This is a genomic window from Roseinatronobacter sp. NSM (assembly GCF_052379845.1).
In the GTDB taxonomy this organism is placed as follows: Bacteria; Pseudomonadota; Alphaproteobacteria; order Rhodobacterales; family Rhodobacteraceae; genus Roseinatronobacter.
In genome coordinates, this window is record NZ_JBQTCF010000024.1 from 56862 (window position 1) to 71567 (window position 14706).

A 14706-nucleotide genomic window follows, 5' to 3' on the forward strand; every position below is an offset into this window, starting at 1 on the left:
TGGTCTTTGACGGCTGAAGCGGGAAGAGTGGCTTTCCGCGCCGTCGGAGATATCAGCCATGTTCGACTTGCCCCTGCCGTTTCACCGCACCCCTCGCCCGAGCGGCCCCGCGCCACACAGCCCGAATGGTACCGCTAATTCCAATCGCCCCTTCGCCCTGACAGTCTCAAACCCCTTGCCCACCGCGCAGATGTCGGGCCGGGCCGCGCCCATGCTCCTTGCCCGTTTTGCTACACTGACTGAGGCCATGCAGGGCGCGATCGATCACGCTGAGGATATGGCCCCCAATGCTCCCCCGCAGATGATCGCCATTCTGGACCGCGGCGAGCGTCTGGTGCTCGCGGGTGCTGCCAGCGAGAGCGCAGTGGCCTGGTGCCATCCGGTGACCAGCGCGGCCAAGGCGCGGGGCGTGGTGCATGAGGCAAGCCAGCTGCGGGCGCAGGCGGGCCGCGCCGCTGATTGGCGCGAGCCTTATCTGGCGCAGCGGCTGCGCCAGCGCGCCGATCTGCTGGATGCGCGTCTGGTCGATCCGCTCTGGCGCGCCTTTGCCGCCCGCGCGCTGCAACTGGCCGCGTGAGGCCCACAGAGACACAGGCGGGCAGGGAAGAGATGCGCCTTGCGGGGGGAGAGGAACGATCGCCCCGCGGCGCGCACGTCCCCCGCCTGTTTCAAGGAGAGATCGATGCGCCAGAATACCCCGACATTACCCGCCCCGCTGCCCCCGGCCCGCACGGATTTTCACGGGCTGCAGGCCCGGCATGCCGAGGCCGAGGCTCGCGTGGCCGCGCTGATGGCCACCAATATGACCCGGCTTTATGATCACCTGATCCAGGCCGGCATCACCCATGTCATGGTCAGCTTTCACTGTGATCATGACATCTGCCGGATCACAGGCCTCACCGCCTGGGCGGATGATGTGGAATGCCCCTGTCCCGATGTGATCATCCCTTATGTCGCGCTGGATCAGCCCGCGCCCGCGCCCCGCAATCTGGCGCTCAGGCACGCGATTACGCGCATCGCCTGCGATGTGCTGCAGGATTTGCGCGCTGCATCCGGCACGACCCGTGCCGCAGATGGCAGCTTTTGCTTCGACGCCGCCGCGCGCGCGAACCTGCTCGATTACACTCCGTGCGATGCGATGGCTCCCTCCGGCCAGTCGCAAGCTTGCTCCGCCAGTTATGCGCAGAGGCCATGGTGATGGACCCGTTCTATGCACGCCTCGGGGTAAGCCCTCAGGACAGGCCCTGCACTGTGCTGCGCGCTGCGATCCGGGCGCTGCATCCCAGCCTGCGGCGCATGCGCGGGCTTCGCGTCGCGCGCCAGCGCTTTTACCGCGCCATGCTGGCCAGCCATGCGCGCCTGCAGGCTGAGCTTGAGGGCGCGGACCGACGCTGCCGCCCCTGATCACCCCAACTCATCACACCCCACGCCCGGCCATTGGTCGGGCCTTTTCTTATGGAGACCCCAATGGCGGATTATTTCACCCGTTTCTCGTGCCTGCTGGACGTTGGCACGCCCCAGAATGCCGCGCGCGCCTATGAGGCGTATCTCGCGCTGCGCAATGACGCCTATGCCGAGACAGAAACCCTGTGTTGCGGTTTTGACCTGACGATCGAGAGCGATCCTTCTGGATCACAACTCTGGATCCGCAGCGAGGATCATGGCGACCTCGAAGCGGTCACCCAGTTCGTGCTGAGCCTTGCGGAGGACCTCGATCTCACCGGCCTGTGGGGGTTCAGCTACGCTGTGACCTGTTCGCGCCCCCGTCCAGGGGCTTTTGGCGGTGGCGCGCATGTCATCGACCTTGGCGCGCGCAAATCCATTGGTGCCACCAGCACGCAAGACTGGCTGACAGCCGCACTGAACGGGGAGGACCCCCATGCCTGAGGTGATTTGCACGACAGTTTACCAGTTTCCGGAACTCTCGGATGCGGCCAAGGACAAGGCGCGCAGCTGGTATCGCGAATTGGGCCCCCATGATGATTGGTGGGATGCGGTCTATGACGATTTTGAGCAGGTCTGCGAGATCCTCGGCATTCGCCTCAAAACCACCCCCGTGCGCCTGATGGGTGGCGGCACGCGGGCCAAGCCCTGCATCTGGTTCTCCGGGTTCTGGAGCCAGGGCGATGGCGCCTGTCTTGAAGGGTTTTACAGCCACGCCAAGGGCGCAGCCGCACGCATCCGCGCCTATGCGCCCCAGGACGCGGCGCTGCACGGCATCGCCGACCGGCTCCAGGCCATCCAGCGGCGGAACTTCTACCAGCTTGCCGCCGAGATCAGCCACCGAGGCCGCTACTACCACGAATACTGCATGTCGGTGGACGTCACCCGCGACAGCCCGGCCTGGCAGCCGCCGACCGAGGACGCAGAGGAAACCGTGGTTGAAGCAATCCGCGATTTGGCCCGTTGGCTCTATCGTCAGCTTCAGTCTGAGTACGACCACCTCACCTCGGATGAGGCCATCGAAGACGGCATCATCGCCAATGAATACACTTTCACGGAAACCGGGCGACGGTTTGGATGAGGACTATCGGGCGATTGACCTGACGAGTGTCACTAGGGGGTCAAAGTCGTGCTGATCGGCTGCCCTCAACGCTGCGATATATGCCGCGCGGTGTGAATTGTCGGCGTTCAGCGTGCCGCCACCAGACCAGTCGAGGAAGATATTCGGATCGATCTTCGCCAGGTAGGCGTCTGCCATGATCCGCGCCCAACGTCCGTTGCCGTTGGCGAAGGGATGGATCCAGACCAGGCGGTGATGCAGGCGTGCTGTGGCTTCCAGCGGGTCGAAGCTATTGTGGTCGCGCCAGTACCGCGCGTCATCGAGGCAGGTGCGCAGCTCAGTTGAGATGTGCCAGACTGGCACCCCGATGTTCTTCTCTGTCAGGCGGTAGATGCCCGCCCAATCCCAGACTTCGCCGAACAGGCGCTTGTGGATTTCGCGCACGGCAGCATCTGTCAGGACGTCAAAGGATTTCGGGCGGTGGTCCAGCCACCTCAGACCTGCGATGATGTTCTCACCTTCGAGCTCGTTCAATTCGCCGCGGGTGGCGATGTGCTTGGCCTTGAGGCCAAGCAACTCGTCGGGCGTCAGGGGCGTGGCGCCGCTAGGTTCATGAAGCTCGAGCGTCATTGCCAGAAATCCCGGCGGCCTTCCCGGATGATGTCGGCCGCCAGTTCCTCGACCATCTCGGCCTCGCTGCGCAGCCCCTCGCTCTGATCTTCGAGCGCCATATGCGCGCGTGTGCGCTGGATGATGCGGCGGGCTTTCGCGCGAGCTTGGGCCAGGACGATCTCTTCAACGGGGCCTTCGCGCGGGATGATTGCATAGACAAGGCGCCCACCCATGGCTTCGGCAATCTTCTCCAGCTGGTTCATGGAGATGGTTCCGGCCTGTTCGTTCTGGATGGCGGTGTAGATGTTATTGCGGGAGATGCCGAGGCGTTCAGCAAGAGCCGGGGCATTCATCCCGATCGCTTCCTGAAAGGTGGCAATCCAGCCGCCGACCGGCTTTGCAAGCGACTTCGCAAGACTGCCGGCCTTGTCGACCCTCTCCTGGGCCTGTCTTTGCTTTGCTCTGGTGACCGACATCTGCCAACCTGTGATCTTGCATCTGCGGTTATACCGCAATGCCACAGTATGGCAAATAGTTTAATAATGCAATTCTAAAGATTTGCAAAAGTATCAACTAAGGTAGGCCATAGCATGGCGAAAGCTATTTAATTGCCATGCTATGGGATTGCATAATCAATGATCCTTCAGAGATTCAGCGAGAATCTGACAAACTCAGGCGCGCATCCTGCCTCGAAAGCCGCCTGATCCACCCTCACCTGTTCCCGTCGATCCACTTCGACATGAGCCCCTTGTCGCGGAAGCACTCGTCTGGGACGGCACGGCGTTTGATGCGGGCGAGGCGCTCGGCGAAGGCTACTTGTTTGGACGAGGGCAGGCTGTCGAGCGCTTTGGCGGGTTTCATCCTGGCCTGCGCGTCGATCCATGCGCTCAAGGACTGGCGATCTTGCTGAACGTCCCAAGGCAAAAGGGTCTGGTTGCGCAGGGCCAGCGCGCGCGCATAGGCGATCTGCTTGGGCGTTGCGGGCAGGGCGAATGTGGTCTCTTCCATAGGGGCATCTCCCTTGTTGGCGTGTCTTTCAATATAGAACATAAAGAGAACAAATGCAAGCCATCCGCCGCAATGACAGGGGTTTTGAGAGCTTGAGGAGGGATGGGGAGGGTCAGGTTTGAGCCTGCCTGAGAGAGGGGGGCCTGGACCTGATCCTGTCTCTCATTCCGGAGTTTTCCCATGACGCATCTTTCCCCTGTCACGCCTGCGCTGGCGTCGGTTCTGCCGATCCATGCGGCTGCCTCCGCCGCGGCACCTGAAACGACCACCCCCGACACGGCTACTGCGATCTGCGCAGTGGCCAAGGCGCTGCAGCCCGATCTGGCGCAGGGTTTCCAGATCGACACCTTGCGCCTTCGCGTTGAGATGGAGCGCGCGTTTGGCGGCTCCGATTCCGACGGTGCCTGGGATTGGAAGCTCGCCTATGAGGCGGGTGAGGCAGCGCTGGTCCTGTTTCTGCGCAAATTCGGCCGCGCGCTTCTGGCCCGGGCGGGTTCACCCGCAGCACTCTTGCCGATTCTCGCCAAGGTGGCGGGCCTATTGCCCACGCACACCCGGCGCTCGGAGGAGATGGAGCGGTTCCAGCAATTCTCGACGCCGCTGCCGATGGGGCTGGCGGCTTTGGCTGCGGCACAGATCACGCCGCGCGAGCTGGTCCTCGAGCCCTCGGCCGGGACCGGGCTTCTGGCGATCCTCGCCGAGATCGTGGGCGGCAGCCTTGCGCTGAACGAGCTGGCCGACACACGCGCCGATCTTCTGCGCCTTCTCTTTCCACGGCGACCCGTCACGCAGTTTGACGCCGCACAGATCGACGATCATCTGGACGCGGCTGTTCGACCAAGCGTCATCCTGATGAACCCGCCCTTCTCGGCGATTGCCAATGTCGACTGCCGCACCACAGACGCAACAGCCCGGCATCTCCGATCGGCGCTCGCGCGTCTGGCCCCCGGCGGACGGCTGGTCGCCATCACCGGTGCGGGTTTTGCGCCCGATACGCCCGCCTGGGCCGAGACCTTCGGCCGTCTGACCGAGTCGGCGCATCTGGTGTTCACCGGCGCGGTGGCTGGTGCCGCTTTTGCCAAACACGGCACCAGCTTTGAGACGCGGGTTTCGGTCTTCGACAAATGCCGGGGCGGTGAAGCGGGCGGCATCACCGCCGATCTGGCGCGCCCCATATCCCCAGATGTCGCCAGTTTGCTCTCGCAGATCACCGCCCATGTCCCCCCGCGCCTCACGCTGGACCCTGACATAGCGACAGCAAATCGCCCCATCTCCCCCTTCCCGGGACATCCTGCCCGCGCCACGCGCGCCGCCATCAGCACATCGCGCGCCACGCCAGCAACACCCCCCACCAACACTGCCGCGCCGATCCAGGCCGCAGACCTCGCCTATGCGCTGCGCGATGCGACAGAGGAGGCCAATACCGCGCGCCTTTCTGACGCGATTTACGAGACTTTCCGGCTGCAGGCGATCGACATTCCCGGGGCGGAACCGCACCCGACGAAGCTGGTGCAGTCGGCGGCCATGGCCTCGGTCGCGCCTCCCAAACCCAGCTACCGCCCGAAACTGCCCGCAGCCGTGTTGCACGACGGATTGCTTTCAGACGCCCAACTCGAGACCGTGATCTACGCGGGCGAGGCGCATTCCGCGTATCTCGCCGGCTCGTGGACTGTCGATGAGACCGGCGACATGGTCTCGGCCGCGCCCGACGATGCCGCGGACGCTGTCTGCTTTCGGCGCGGCTTCTTCCTCGGCGATGGCACCGGCGCGGGCAAGGGCCGCCAGTCGGCCGGGATCGTGCTCGACAACTGGGCGCAGGGACGGCGCAAGGCGCTCTGGATTTCCAAAAGCGACAAGCTGCTGGAGGATGCGCAGCGCGACTGGTCGGCCCTTGGCCAGGAACGCTTGCTCGTCACGCCCCTGTCGCGCTTTGCCCAAGGCAAAGACATTCCGCTGACCGAGGGCATCCTCTTCACCACCTACGCCACACTGCGCTCGGAAGAGCGGGGCGCAAAAAAGTCCCGCGTTGATCAGATCGTCGACTGGCTGGGCTCGGATTTCGACGGGGTGATCCTCTTTGACGAAAGCCATGCCATGGCCAATGCAGCAGGGTCCAAGGGCGAGCGCGGTGACACCGAGGCTTCGCAGCAGGGCAGGGCGGGCTTGCGTCTGCAGCACAAGTTGCCGAATGCCCGCGTGGTCTATGTCTCCGCCACGGGCGCAACTTCAGTGCAAAACCTTGCCTATGCGCAGCGGCTCGGGCTCTGGGGCGGGGAGGACTTTCCGTTTGCCAGCCGGGCGGAGTTCGTCGAGGCGATTGAAGCCGGTGGCGTGGCGGCGATGGAGGTGCTGGCGCGTGACCTGCGGTCTCTTGGTCTCTACACGGCCCGGGCGCTCTCCTATGACGGCGTCGAGTACGAGATGCTGGAACATGCGCTGACCCCCGAACAGCGGTGCATCTATGATGCCTATGCCGGGGCCTTCGCCCTCATCCACAACAACCTGACCGCCGCGATGGAAGCGGCCAATGTGACTGGCGAATCCGGTGGCACCTTGAACCGCCAGGCCAAATCTGCCGCGCGCTCCGCCTTCGAGTCTGCCAAGCAGCGCTTCTTCGGCCATCTGCTGACCAGCATGAAAGCCCCCACGCTGATCGCCGCCATCGAGGCCGATCTCGCGGCAGGCCATGCGGCTGTGATCCAGATCGTCTCGACCGGCGAAGCGCTGATGGAACGCCGCCTGTCGGATATCCCTACGGATGAATGGAATGACGTCCGCGTTGACATCACGCCGAGGGAGGCGTGCCTGGACTACCTCGCCCATTCCTTCCCGGTGCAGCTCTACGAGTCTTTCACCGACAGCGAGGGCAATCTGTCCTCCCGGCCCGTCGTGCGCGACGGCCAGCCGGTTCAATGCCGCGAGGCCGCCCGCAGGCGCGACGCGCTGATCGAGCATCTGGCAAGCCTGCCGCCTGTGCCCGGGGCGCTGGATCAGATCGTCCAGCGCTTCGGCACCGATCTGGTGGCGGAAGTGACGGGTCGGTCGCGCCGCATCGTGCGCAAGGGCGAGGGGCACGCGGCACGGCTGGTCGTAGAAAGCCGGGCAGGCTCTGCCAATCTCGCGGAAACCGCCGCCTTCATGGATGACCAGAAGCACATCCTGATCTTCTCCGATGCAGGCGGCACGGGGCGCAGCTATCACGCCGATCTGGGCGCGAAAAACCAGCGCTTGCGGGTGCATTATCTGCTGGAACCCGGCTGGAAGGCGGACGCAGCGATCCAGGGCCTTGGCCGCACCAATCGGACCAATCAGGCACAGCCGCCACTGTTCCGCCCCGTCGCCACCGATGTGAAAGCAGAGAAACGCTTTTTGTCCACCATCGCGCGCCGTCTCGACACGCTGGGGGCCATCACGCGCGGCCAGCGCCAGACCGGCGGGCAGGGGCTGTTCCGGCCCGAGGACAATCTCGAAAGCCCTTACGCACGCGACGCTCTGCGCCAGCTTTACCGCAAACTGCATCGCGGCGATGTGGCGGGTTGCTCGCTGGAGACGTTCGAGGATGCGACGGGCCTCAGCCTGACCGATGACAATGGCCTCAAGGACAATCTGCCCCTTATCACCACCTTCCTCAATCGCCTGCTGGCGCTGACGATCGATATGCAGGGCGTGCTGTTTGCGGCCTTTGAGGAACTTCTCGACCAACGGATCGAGGGTGCCATTGCCGCCGGGGTCTATGACCTCGGGCTCGAGACGCTGCGCGCAGAAAGCTTCCGCGTCACGGATGCGCGCGTCATCTACACCCATCCCGGCTCTGGCGCCGAAACCCAGCTGCTGACCATCGCGCAAAAGCAGCGCAATACGCCGCTGTCATTGGCGGATGCGCTGGATTGGCTGGAAGACCCCAAAGCGCGGCTTCTGGTCAATAGCCGCTCCGGTCGCGCTGCCGTACAGGTGCCCGCCACCAGCTTGATGTTGGATGACGGCACCATCGAGCCCCGCCTGAGGCTGATCCGCCCGCTGGAGGCCAGCACGGTCCCGGCCAAGATCATGGACGACACCCACTGGCTCGAGGCCGACCGCGCGGCGTTTACTGCCGCCTGGACGGCGGAACTGGCCGAGGTGTCGGAATTTACGGAAACAACGCTGCACATCGTGGCGGGCCTCCTTCTGCCGATCTGGAAGCAGCTCCCCCAGGATGAGACCCGCGTCTACCGGCTGCAGACCGATGACGGCCAGCGCATCATTGGCCGCCGCGTCTCGCCCGCCTGGGTCGCGACCACGCTGGCGGGTGACGCACCAAAACTGACAGCCGCGCAGGTCCATGCCCTCGTTCTGGAGGGTAAGACCGTGGTGCGCCTTGCCGAGGGGATGGAGTTGCACCGTTCCCGCGTCATGGGGGTGAACCGGATCGAGCTGTCTGGCTTCACTGAGGCCGCCAAGGACCGGCTGAAGGCCGACGGCTTCTTCTCGGAAATCATCGCCTGGAAGCTGCGGCTCTTCTGCCCGACGGATCCGCGCGGGATTGCGGTGCTGGAGCAGTTGCTTGCGCGCCTGCCCGTCGCTGGCCTACATGCACGCAATGGTTGAAGAAGATGCGGTCCATGTCAATTGAAACAGAAGATCTTCTGCGCGAACTTGCGCAAAACGCTGAAAGCGTATGTCGTCATTACCTTCCCGCCGGACGGCGGGAAGGGTCTTACTGGATGGTGGGCGATCTGCAGAACAGTCCGGGCCGGTCGCTTTTTGTGCGGCTGACCGGTCCTACGTCGGGGCCGGGCGCGCGCGGGAAATGGAGTGATTCCGCGACGTCGGAATATGGGGATCTGCTGGACATTATCCGTGCGCGCACGGGGATCACGCGGTTTCCCGAACTCCTGGACGAGGCCCGCGCGCATCTTGGCCGCCCGCAGCCGGTGATCCCGGATGCGCCAAGCCCTCGAACACCCAAACCCCCCGGTGGCACAGCAGCGGCAGCGGCGCGCCTGTTCGCGGCCTCGAAGCCGGTCGCAGGTACGCTGGCCGACAGCTATCTGCGCGCCCGTGGCCTCACCCAAGGCGGCAAGATGAGCGCCCTGCGCTTCCACCCCAAGTGCTGGCATCGGGATGAGGGCCAGAGCAAGCCTGTCCCCAGACCGGCGCTGATCGCGGCTGTCACCGATGGGGCAGGGGCCTTGCAGGGTGTGCATCGCACCTGGCTGGCGCCTGACGGACAGGGAAAGGCGGCGGTCAAAACGCAGCGGCGGGCCATGGGTCACCTCCTGGGCAATGCCGTCAGGCTGACCCCGCAGCAAAACATCCTCGTGGTCGGCGAGGGCATCGAGACCATGTTGTCGCTCACGCAAGCGGTCCCCGGCCTTCCTGTCTGGGCGGCGCTCTCATCGGGTCACCTCGGGGCGGTCCTGTTGCCGGAGGGGCTGCAGCGCCTCTACATCGCCATCGACCGCGATCCGGCCGGGCAACGCGCGGCAGAGAGGTTGAGCGCCAGAGCAACCGAGGTCGGGATTACCGTCCGGGTGCTGAAACCACGTCTCGGGGATTTCAACGATGATCTTCAGGCCCACGGCGTCGCAGGGCTGCGTACGCATCTGGAGGCACAGATCGGGCCCGCGGATCGCCAGCGCCTGTTCGGCTGAGCAGCAACGCGCAGGGGGCGGTCTGGGACAGCGGGGCAGGGACCTTTCATCCCTGTCATGGGTGTGGATCACCGGTTTTGCCTCTTCCCGGGTGAATCTCATCCCCCCGACACCCGCACGGCCTTCAAGAGATGGGCGTGCTGCCGTCAAAGGGTCCGCCCCATCAAGGGCGGCAGTCAGGCTATTTCCGCCGCGGGGCGCAGGCCCCGCTTTGCATCGCGAAACAAATAGCCTGCCTGCCGCCCTCCTCCACTGCGTTTCGGCCCCAAAGAGGGGGTGAAGGGGCGTCCGCCATGACGGCTCAGAGCTGCCCATGAAGGCCGCGCGGGATGTCGCGCGGACGAGACAAGCCAGGAGGCAAGACCAAAATGACGATCCAGACCCATGACGATGCCTATGACCCCGCCCAGACCGTATCCCAGACCGCCCATGCGCTCGAAGAGCTGCAGCTCTATGGCTACCGTCCCTTTGAAGACGAGCCCGATCCGCGCCCGATGCCGGAGGCCGATCACCTGCGCCGTGCGGCTGCCGATATCTTCGATGCCCTGGTCGCGACCCTGGAAGACACCCGCATGGAACCCGACCTCGAAGAGATGCTCTGGGGCCAGGTCAACCTGTTTCACCGCGCCACAGCACGGATCGAGCGGTCGCTCGACGAGAACGAACAGGCGCAGCGCCGTCTGCAGCGCGAGCAGGACGGCTCCGAGGTGAAATCCACCGAACTCGAGCGCCTGATGGCCGAAGGGCTAACTCTTGTCGAGCGCCGCAACTGCATGGACATGATGCGCGATCACGCCGCGACCGAGTTTGTCCATCACACGGGGTCCGCCTGGCGCCCCCGCACCGGCTCAATGGTGAACCGCCAGCACATGACCGCAGCGCTGATCGACAGCCGCGACTTCCTGGCCGCCAAGCGCCGCGCCGAGACCGAGGTGATGCTGCCCGCAGGTCCCAAGGTTGCCCTCACTGGTGGTAGCGATTTCAACGATCACCGCCTGATCTGGGGCAAGCTCGACCAGGTCCGGAGCAAACATCCCGATATGGTGCTCTTGCATGGGGGAAGCCCGAAGGGCGCGGAACTTATCGCCGCCAAATGGGCCGAGGCGAGGGGTGTCACGCAGGTGGCCTTCAAGCCTGACTGGACCAAGCACGCCAAGGCCGCGCCCTTCAAGCGCAACGACGCAATGCTCGACGTGCTGCCGGTGGGTGTTCTGGTCTTCCCGGGCAATGGCATCCAAGAAAACCTCGCCGACAAGGCCCGTAAGCTTGGCATCCCGGTCATGAAGTTTGAGAAGGGGGCATAAGCCCCTTTCCCCTCACGGGGGTATCAAAGCGCGGGACATCATGGTGGAAGCAGACGCTTCCACCTGATATAATGGTACAAACCCCGCGCTCGGATTGCGACATGTTTGATACCATCAGCCAACTGGAGATCTTTCCGACCGACCTGCAGATGCGCCGGGTCGATCCTGCGCGCAACATGCGTCGGTTCTACCGCATGAGCATCCAGCCCGACCTGTTTGGCGGTGCCAGCCTTGTGCGCGAATGGGGCCGGATCGGATATCGCGGCCAGATGATGATCGAGCCGCATGCCGATGAAGGGCAGGCCGTGACCGCGCTGATGAAACTCGCGCGCATGAAGCAGCGGCGGGGATATGCGTGAGGCGTGGGCGGCGACACGGTGCATATCCATCAAAGCTCTGGGAATAGTCACATGAGACAGATATCCCATAACGCATATTCAAGCTATGCATATCGGGATATCCCGCTGCAACAGGGCGGAGTTTGTGACTGGCGGCTGTGCGGACCTTTCTGCGGTTCGAGCCGTTTAAGCTCTGGCCTTTCGCTGTTGTAGCATGACCCACATGGAGGGTGGGTCACGGCCCTTGGGGTTGCGGCATTGCACCCGCAAAAAACTGCGAAAGCCACTGCTCGCTCCTGCGACGCAGGCAGCCGTGACACTTAGAAAGTGGATTGCTCTTGGTTTAAGTAACTGCAATCATGCACGGGTAGAAAGTGTTGATCACAAAGCGAACTCGATATGCGAGGCTACGGTTCTTTGCAAGAAGACTATCTGTTTCACAAGGGCGACTGGTTCGCCACGCAGGAAGGCTGGAAGAAGAAGCTTGTCGAGTCTATCGAGACCATGAATGGCGACGAGTTGCTCAACACTTCAACGTCAGACTTGGCCAAATACTATGTTTCCGAGTACGAACTAATCATTCCAAAAATCTACGCTGACGAAATTGTGGTGGATCAACGCGAAACACAGATTGACATAAGTCAGGACCGGAATCGCTACATCCGTGATCGCTCAGGACCCTATTATATTGCCGGAACCTCTGTTGATGTTGATTTGCCTTTCTCTGGCAACAAGGTTGCGTTCGACATTCAGCCATCTACGCGAAATTTCAATAATCCGCGCGCCTATGTTGGAAACGACGTTCTGAAATTCTCAGTGACCGGCACCGACCTTACCTCCGAACAAGTGAAACAGGAAGTTGATCGCAGGATTGCTTCAATCAATGAGCATCTCGGGTGGCTGTCAAACGACGCTCGAGGCTACAACTCCGGGCTAGAAGCCCTCGCTACGCAAACCATTGAGCGGCGTAAGGAGAAGCTTCTTAAGGACAAATCGCTTGTCGCTGGTCTCGGCTTTAAGATGAAAGCGAGACCCGGCGCTGCCGAGACGTTCGCGGCCCGGTCTGTGCGCAGAAATATTCGCCCAGCCACCCCCAAGCCTTCGGCATCTAGGGCACCATACAAGCCTGAACCCACGCTTACCAACGACGACTACGAGCACATTTTGAGAGTGCTCGAAAATATGGTTCAAGTCATGGAGCAAAGCCCCGGAGCTTTCAGAGAAATCGACGAAGAAAGCCTGCGAACACATTTTTTAGTGCAACTTAACGGTCATTTCTCAGGTGACGCTACCGGGGAAACTTTCAACTACGAGGGAAAGACAGATATTCTTATCAAGGCTGATGGCCGCAACATCTTTGTCGGCGAATGCAAGTTTTGGACTGGCGAGAAGGGTTACCTTGAAACTTTGGATCAAGTGCTGTCTTACTTAAGTTGGCGAGACACAAAGGCCGCTATCCTAATGTTCAGTCGAAATAAGGATTTCACTAGCGTTCTTGAAAAGATCGCTAACAGCACACCGAACCACCCAAACTTCAAGAAACAAGTGAAGCAGCGTTCGGAAAGCAGCTGGACTCATCTTTTCGGACACAAGGACGACGCGAATCGAGAAATATTCGTAACTATTCAAGCTTACAACGTGCCTGAACGTATAGAGCCACGAATTCGGACACTCGGCCGAAAATGAAGTCATGTGGGGGCTGAACTGATCCTTCGCTACGCCATGCTTGAGCGGCGGCTTCGATAGATTGGGCACCTGCTGGCGACCGTCTGCACTGTGCAGGGCACGATGCTACGCCTGTGAGGGTTTCTCCTATGCTGCGGTCTACCTGAATGACCGCAAGGGGCTCGTTTCGACATTGGCAAGCCCCGCAAGCAGGGCCGGGCTGATGAGGCTTCGCCCTGAATTCTGACCCTGCTGGCTTCCTGTGCCTATACGGCTTGGTCTGTCTCATCCTGAGCCAGGCCAACCCATTTGTCACATGGTCGCCGTCACGATCCGCTTCCAGCCCTGTCGGGTCTGCATCCCTCTTGCAAGGCGTCGCGGCCTGCAATCCGATCTGTCGCCAAGGGCTGACCGCGACAGCATCGGTCATCACCCGATTTTTATGTCCTCTGCGGCTTTGCCCGCGTCCAGCGCCTCCACAAACCACCGCGGTTTGCGCCCCCGGCCGGACCAGGTGAGCGCCGGGTTCTCAGGGTGACGGTATTTCGCCGGGGCGGGCGCACGCTTGGGTTTTGCATCCTCGCCCATGAGTTCGGCCAGCGAATAGCCCAGGTCTTTGGCGAAGGCTTCCACCTTGGCGCGGGCCTCCGCCTTTTGTCGGTCCTCGTAGGTGGTGATCGCCTTGGCGATGTCCTTATGCAATTTGCGCAGTTCCGTGAGCGACAGCGCCTCGAGATCGAAATCAGCCATGCGATGCTTTCCGTGTCCTGAATGATCCCGCAAGGTAGTCTGTATCGGCAGGGCCCTGCAACTCCCTGACGGCTGGGGCACGGGGGGCGGTTTGAGATGATCGGTATCGACCACCAGTGCAGTGCCGAGCTTGGGTTCTGACGGGCCATGTTGGCCGGATGACAGGGTCTGGCATTGGCTTCCCCCGTGTCGCTCTGTCTGCTGGCCCATCCCTTCGACTGACAATCCCCTAATCCCGTTCGGGCTCTCGCGCGCAACCCCGCGTCAGTCCGGGCCGTGTTGCCCCTTTGGGGCTGCCCGCGCCACCCCGGTCCTATGGGGGTGTCCGGCGTCCGTTCCGTCCACCGTGCACGCGTCACCCGACGGGCTTTTTCCGGGTCTTGTCGAAGGGACGGTCCCGAAGACAGGACACAGAAGGAAGCTACCCATGCAAAACATCGTCATCCTCGCTGGCAACATTGGCCAGAAACCCGAAGCCCGTACCACCCAAGGTGGCATCAACATCACCAATTTCAGTCTCGCCACCTCGCGCCCCCGCCTCTCGGAAGGTCGCGTCCTGCGCGACGAGAACGGCTACCGGGTCATGGACACGGAATGGCACCGCATCACCTGCTTCAACGGCCTCGGCAAGACGGTCGCGGAGCATTGCGAAAAGGGCATGAAGGTTCTCGTCCACGGCCGCATCCACTACACGAAATGGATCGACAGCATGGGGAACGACCGCTACGGCTGCGAAATCATCGCCGAGAAGGTCGACTTCCTGAGCCGCCCGAAGTCGACCGAGAACGAAAACCCCGAGCTGGTCGACAAAGACGACGAGATCCCGTTCTGATAGGAACGGGGTCTCCCCCTCGGACCCGGCGGGGAAACCCGCCGGGTTCGGGCTGTTCATT

At 62.6% G+C, this 14706-nt stretch carries 15 protein-coding genes; 11 read left to right on the forward strand and 4 right to left on the reverse strand.

Features of this window, described 5'->3' with window-relative positions; all coding sequences use genetic code 11:
* Window positions 1–211 precede the first annotated feature (211 nt).
* From ACTZWY_RS13610 to ACTZWY_RS13630, 5 genes are all read left to right on the forward strand, one after another.
* A complete protein-coding gene (locus ACTZWY_RS13610; RefSeq protein WP_444791248.1) occupies window positions 212–577 on the forward strand; it encodes a DNA repair protein RadC in 366 nt (121 codons plus the stop codon).
* A gap of 105 nt (window positions 578–682) precedes the next feature.
* Window positions 683–1198: a DUF6878 family protein gene (locus ACTZWY_RS13615; RefSeq protein ID WP_444791249.1), complete on the forward strand. Its 516-nt coding sequence runs from the start codon at window positions 683–685 to the stop codon at window positions 1196–1198.
* Window positions 1198–1404: a hypothetical protein gene (locus tag ACTZWY_RS13620; protein WP_444791250.1), complete on the forward strand. Its 207-nt coding sequence runs from the start codon at window positions 1198–1200 to the stop codon at window positions 1402–1404. The genes ACTZWY_RS13615 and ACTZWY_RS13620 overlap by 1 nt, the downstream gene beginning before the upstream one ends.
* 63 nt (window positions 1405–1467) lie before the next feature.
* Window positions 1468–1887, forward strand: coding sequence for a hypothetical protein (locus tag ACTZWY_RS13625; RefSeq protein ID WP_444791251.1), 420 nt, complete (start codon window positions 1468–1470; stop codon window positions 1885–1887).
* The gene (locus ACTZWY_RS13630; RefSeq protein ID WP_444791252.1) at window positions 1880–2524 is read left to right on the forward strand and encodes an antitoxin of toxin-antitoxin stability system; all 645 of its coding nucleotides are present in this window, start codon (window positions 1880–1882) and stop codon (window positions 2522–2524) included. Before ACTZWY_RS13625 ends, ACTZWY_RS13630 begins: the two co-directional genes overlap by 8 nt.
* Before the next feature lie 3 nt (window positions 2525–2527).
* On the opposite strand, the gene ACTZWY_RS13635 is transcribed toward ACTZWY_RS13630, so the two are convergent.
* From ACTZWY_RS13635 to ACTZWY_RS13645, 3 genes are all read right to left on the reverse strand, one after another.
* Window positions 2528–3133, reverse strand: coding sequence for a mobile mystery protein B (locus ACTZWY_RS13635; protein ID WP_444791253.1), 606 nt, complete (start codon window positions 3131–3133; stop codon window positions 2528–2530).
* A complete protein-coding gene (locus ACTZWY_RS13640) occupies window positions 3130–3591 on the reverse strand; it encodes a helix-turn-helix domain-containing protein (protein ID WP_444791254.1) in 462 nt (153 codons plus the stop codon). Before ACTZWY_RS13640 ends, ACTZWY_RS13635 begins: the two co-directional genes overlap by 4 nt.
* Before the next feature lie 235 nt (window positions 3592–3826).
* The gene (locus ACTZWY_RS13645) at window positions 3827–4123 is read right to left on the reverse strand and encodes a hypothetical protein (RefSeq protein ID WP_444791255.1); all 297 of its coding nucleotides are present in this window, start codon (window positions 4121–4123) and stop codon (window positions 3827–3829) included.
* Window positions 4124–4303: 180 nt separating this feature from the next.
* Here ACTZWY_RS13645 and ACTZWY_RS13650 point away from each other — a divergent pair, with 180 nt between their 5' ends.
* The 5 genes from ACTZWY_RS13650 (at window position 4304) to ACTZWY_RS13670 (ending at window position 13084) form a co-directional block, all read left to right on the forward strand.
* Entirely contained in the window at window positions 4304–8710 is a 4407-nt protein-coding gene (locus ACTZWY_RS13650) for a strawberry notch-like NTP hydrolase domain-containing protein (RefSeq protein WP_444791256.1), read from the forward strand.
* Window positions 8711–8724: 14 nt separating this feature from the next.
* On the forward strand, window positions 8725–9756 hold the full coding sequence (locus ACTZWY_RS13655; protein WP_444791257.1) for a DUF7146 domain-containing protein: 1032 nt from the start codon (window positions 8725–8727) through the stop codon (window positions 9754–9756).
* A gap of 368 nt (window positions 9757–10124) precedes the next feature.
* On the forward strand, window positions 10125–11060 hold the full coding sequence (locus ACTZWY_RS13660; protein WP_444791258.1) for a DUF2493 domain-containing protein: 936 nt from the start codon (window positions 10125–10127) through the stop codon (window positions 11058–11060).
* A gap of 101 nt (window positions 11061–11161) precedes the next feature.
* The gene (locus ACTZWY_RS13665) at window positions 11162–11419 is read left to right on the forward strand and encodes a WGR domain-containing protein (protein ID WP_444791259.1); all 258 of its coding nucleotides are present in this window, start codon (window positions 11162–11164) and stop codon (window positions 11417–11419) included.
* 378 nt (window positions 11420–11797) lie between these two features.
* Window positions 11798–13084, forward strand: coding sequence for a hypothetical protein (locus ACTZWY_RS13670; RefSeq protein WP_444791260.1), 1287 nt, complete (start codon window positions 11798–11800; stop codon window positions 13082–13084).
* A 408-nt stretch (window positions 13085–13492) separates the two neighbouring features.
* On the opposite strand, the gene ACTZWY_RS13675 is transcribed toward ACTZWY_RS13670, so the two are convergent.
* Window positions 13493–13813 (reverse strand): H-NS histone family protein, encoded by a 321-nt coding sequence (locus ACTZWY_RS13675; RefSeq protein ID WP_444791261.1) that lies wholly within the window; start codon window positions 13811–13813, stop codon window positions 13493–13495.
* A 427-nt stretch (window positions 13814–14240) separates the two neighbouring features.
* Between ACTZWY_RS13675 and ACTZWY_RS13680 the strand changes: the two genes are divergently transcribed.
* Window positions 14241–14645 (forward strand): single-stranded DNA-binding protein, encoded by a 405-nt coding sequence (locus ACTZWY_RS13680; protein WP_444791262.1) that lies wholly within the window; start codon window positions 14241–14243, stop codon window positions 14643–14645.
* Window positions 14646–14706 lie beyond the last annotated feature (61 nt).

Excerpts from the sequence above, each read along its gene's own strand:
- ACTZWY_RS13610 (WP_444791248.1), top strand. The coding sequence starts at position 212 with ATGCTCCTTGCCCGTTTTGCTACACTGACTGAGGCCATGCAGGGCGCG.
- ACTZWY_RS13615 (WP_444791249.1), top strand. The coding sequence starts at position 683 with ATGCGCCAGAATACCCCGACATTACCCGCCCCGCTGCCCCCGGCCCGC.
- ACTZWY_RS13620 (WP_444791250.1), top strand. The coding sequence starts at position 1,198 with ATGGACCCGTTCTATGCACGCCTCGGGGTAAGCCCTCAGGACAGGCCC.
- ACTZWY_RS13625 (WP_444791251.1), top strand. The coding sequence starts at position 1,468 with ATGGCGGATTATTTCACCCGTTTCTCGTGCCTGCTGGACGTTGGCACG.
- ACTZWY_RS13630 (WP_444791252.1), top strand. The coding sequence starts at position 1,880 with ATGCCTGAGGTGATTTGCACGACAGTTTACCAGTTTCCGGAACTCTCG.
- ACTZWY_RS13635 (WP_444791253.1), bottom strand. The coding sequence starts at position 3,133 with ATGACGCTCGAGCTTCATGAACCTAGCGGCGCCACGCCCCTGACGCCC.
- ACTZWY_RS13640 (WP_444791254.1), bottom strand. The coding sequence starts at position 3,591 with ATGTCGGTCACCAGAGCAAAGCAAAGACAGGCCCAGGAGAGGGTCGAC.
- ACTZWY_RS13645 (WP_444791255.1), bottom strand. The coding sequence starts at position 4,123 with ATGGAAGAGACCACATTCGCCCTGCCCGCAACGCCCAAGCAGATCGCC.
- ACTZWY_RS13650 (WP_444791256.1), top strand. The coding sequence starts at position 4,304 with ATGACGCATCTTTCCCCTGTCACGCCTGCGCTGGCGTCGGTTCTGCCG.
- ACTZWY_RS13655 (WP_444791257.1), top strand. The coding sequence starts at position 8,725 with ATGTCAATTGAAACAGAAGATCTTCTGCGCGAACTTGCGCAAAACGCT.
- ACTZWY_RS13660 (WP_444791258.1), top strand. The coding sequence starts at position 10,125 with ATGACGATCCAGACCCATGACGATGCCTATGACCCCGCCCAGACCGTA.
- ACTZWY_RS13665 (WP_444791259.1), top strand. The coding sequence starts at position 11,162 with ATGTTTGATACCATCAGCCAACTGGAGATCTTTCCGACCGACCTGCAG.
- ACTZWY_RS13670 (WP_444791260.1), top strand. The coding sequence starts at position 11,798 with ATGCGAGGCTACGGTTCTTTGCAAGAAGACTATCTGTTTCACAAGGGC.
- ACTZWY_RS13675 (WP_444791261.1), bottom strand. The coding sequence starts at position 13,813 with ATGGCTGATTTCGATCTCGAGGCGCTGTCGCTCACGGAACTGCGCAAA.
- ACTZWY_RS13680 (WP_444791262.1), top strand. The coding sequence starts at position 14,241 with ATGCAAAACATCGTCATCCTCGCTGGCAACATTGGCCAGAAACCCGAA.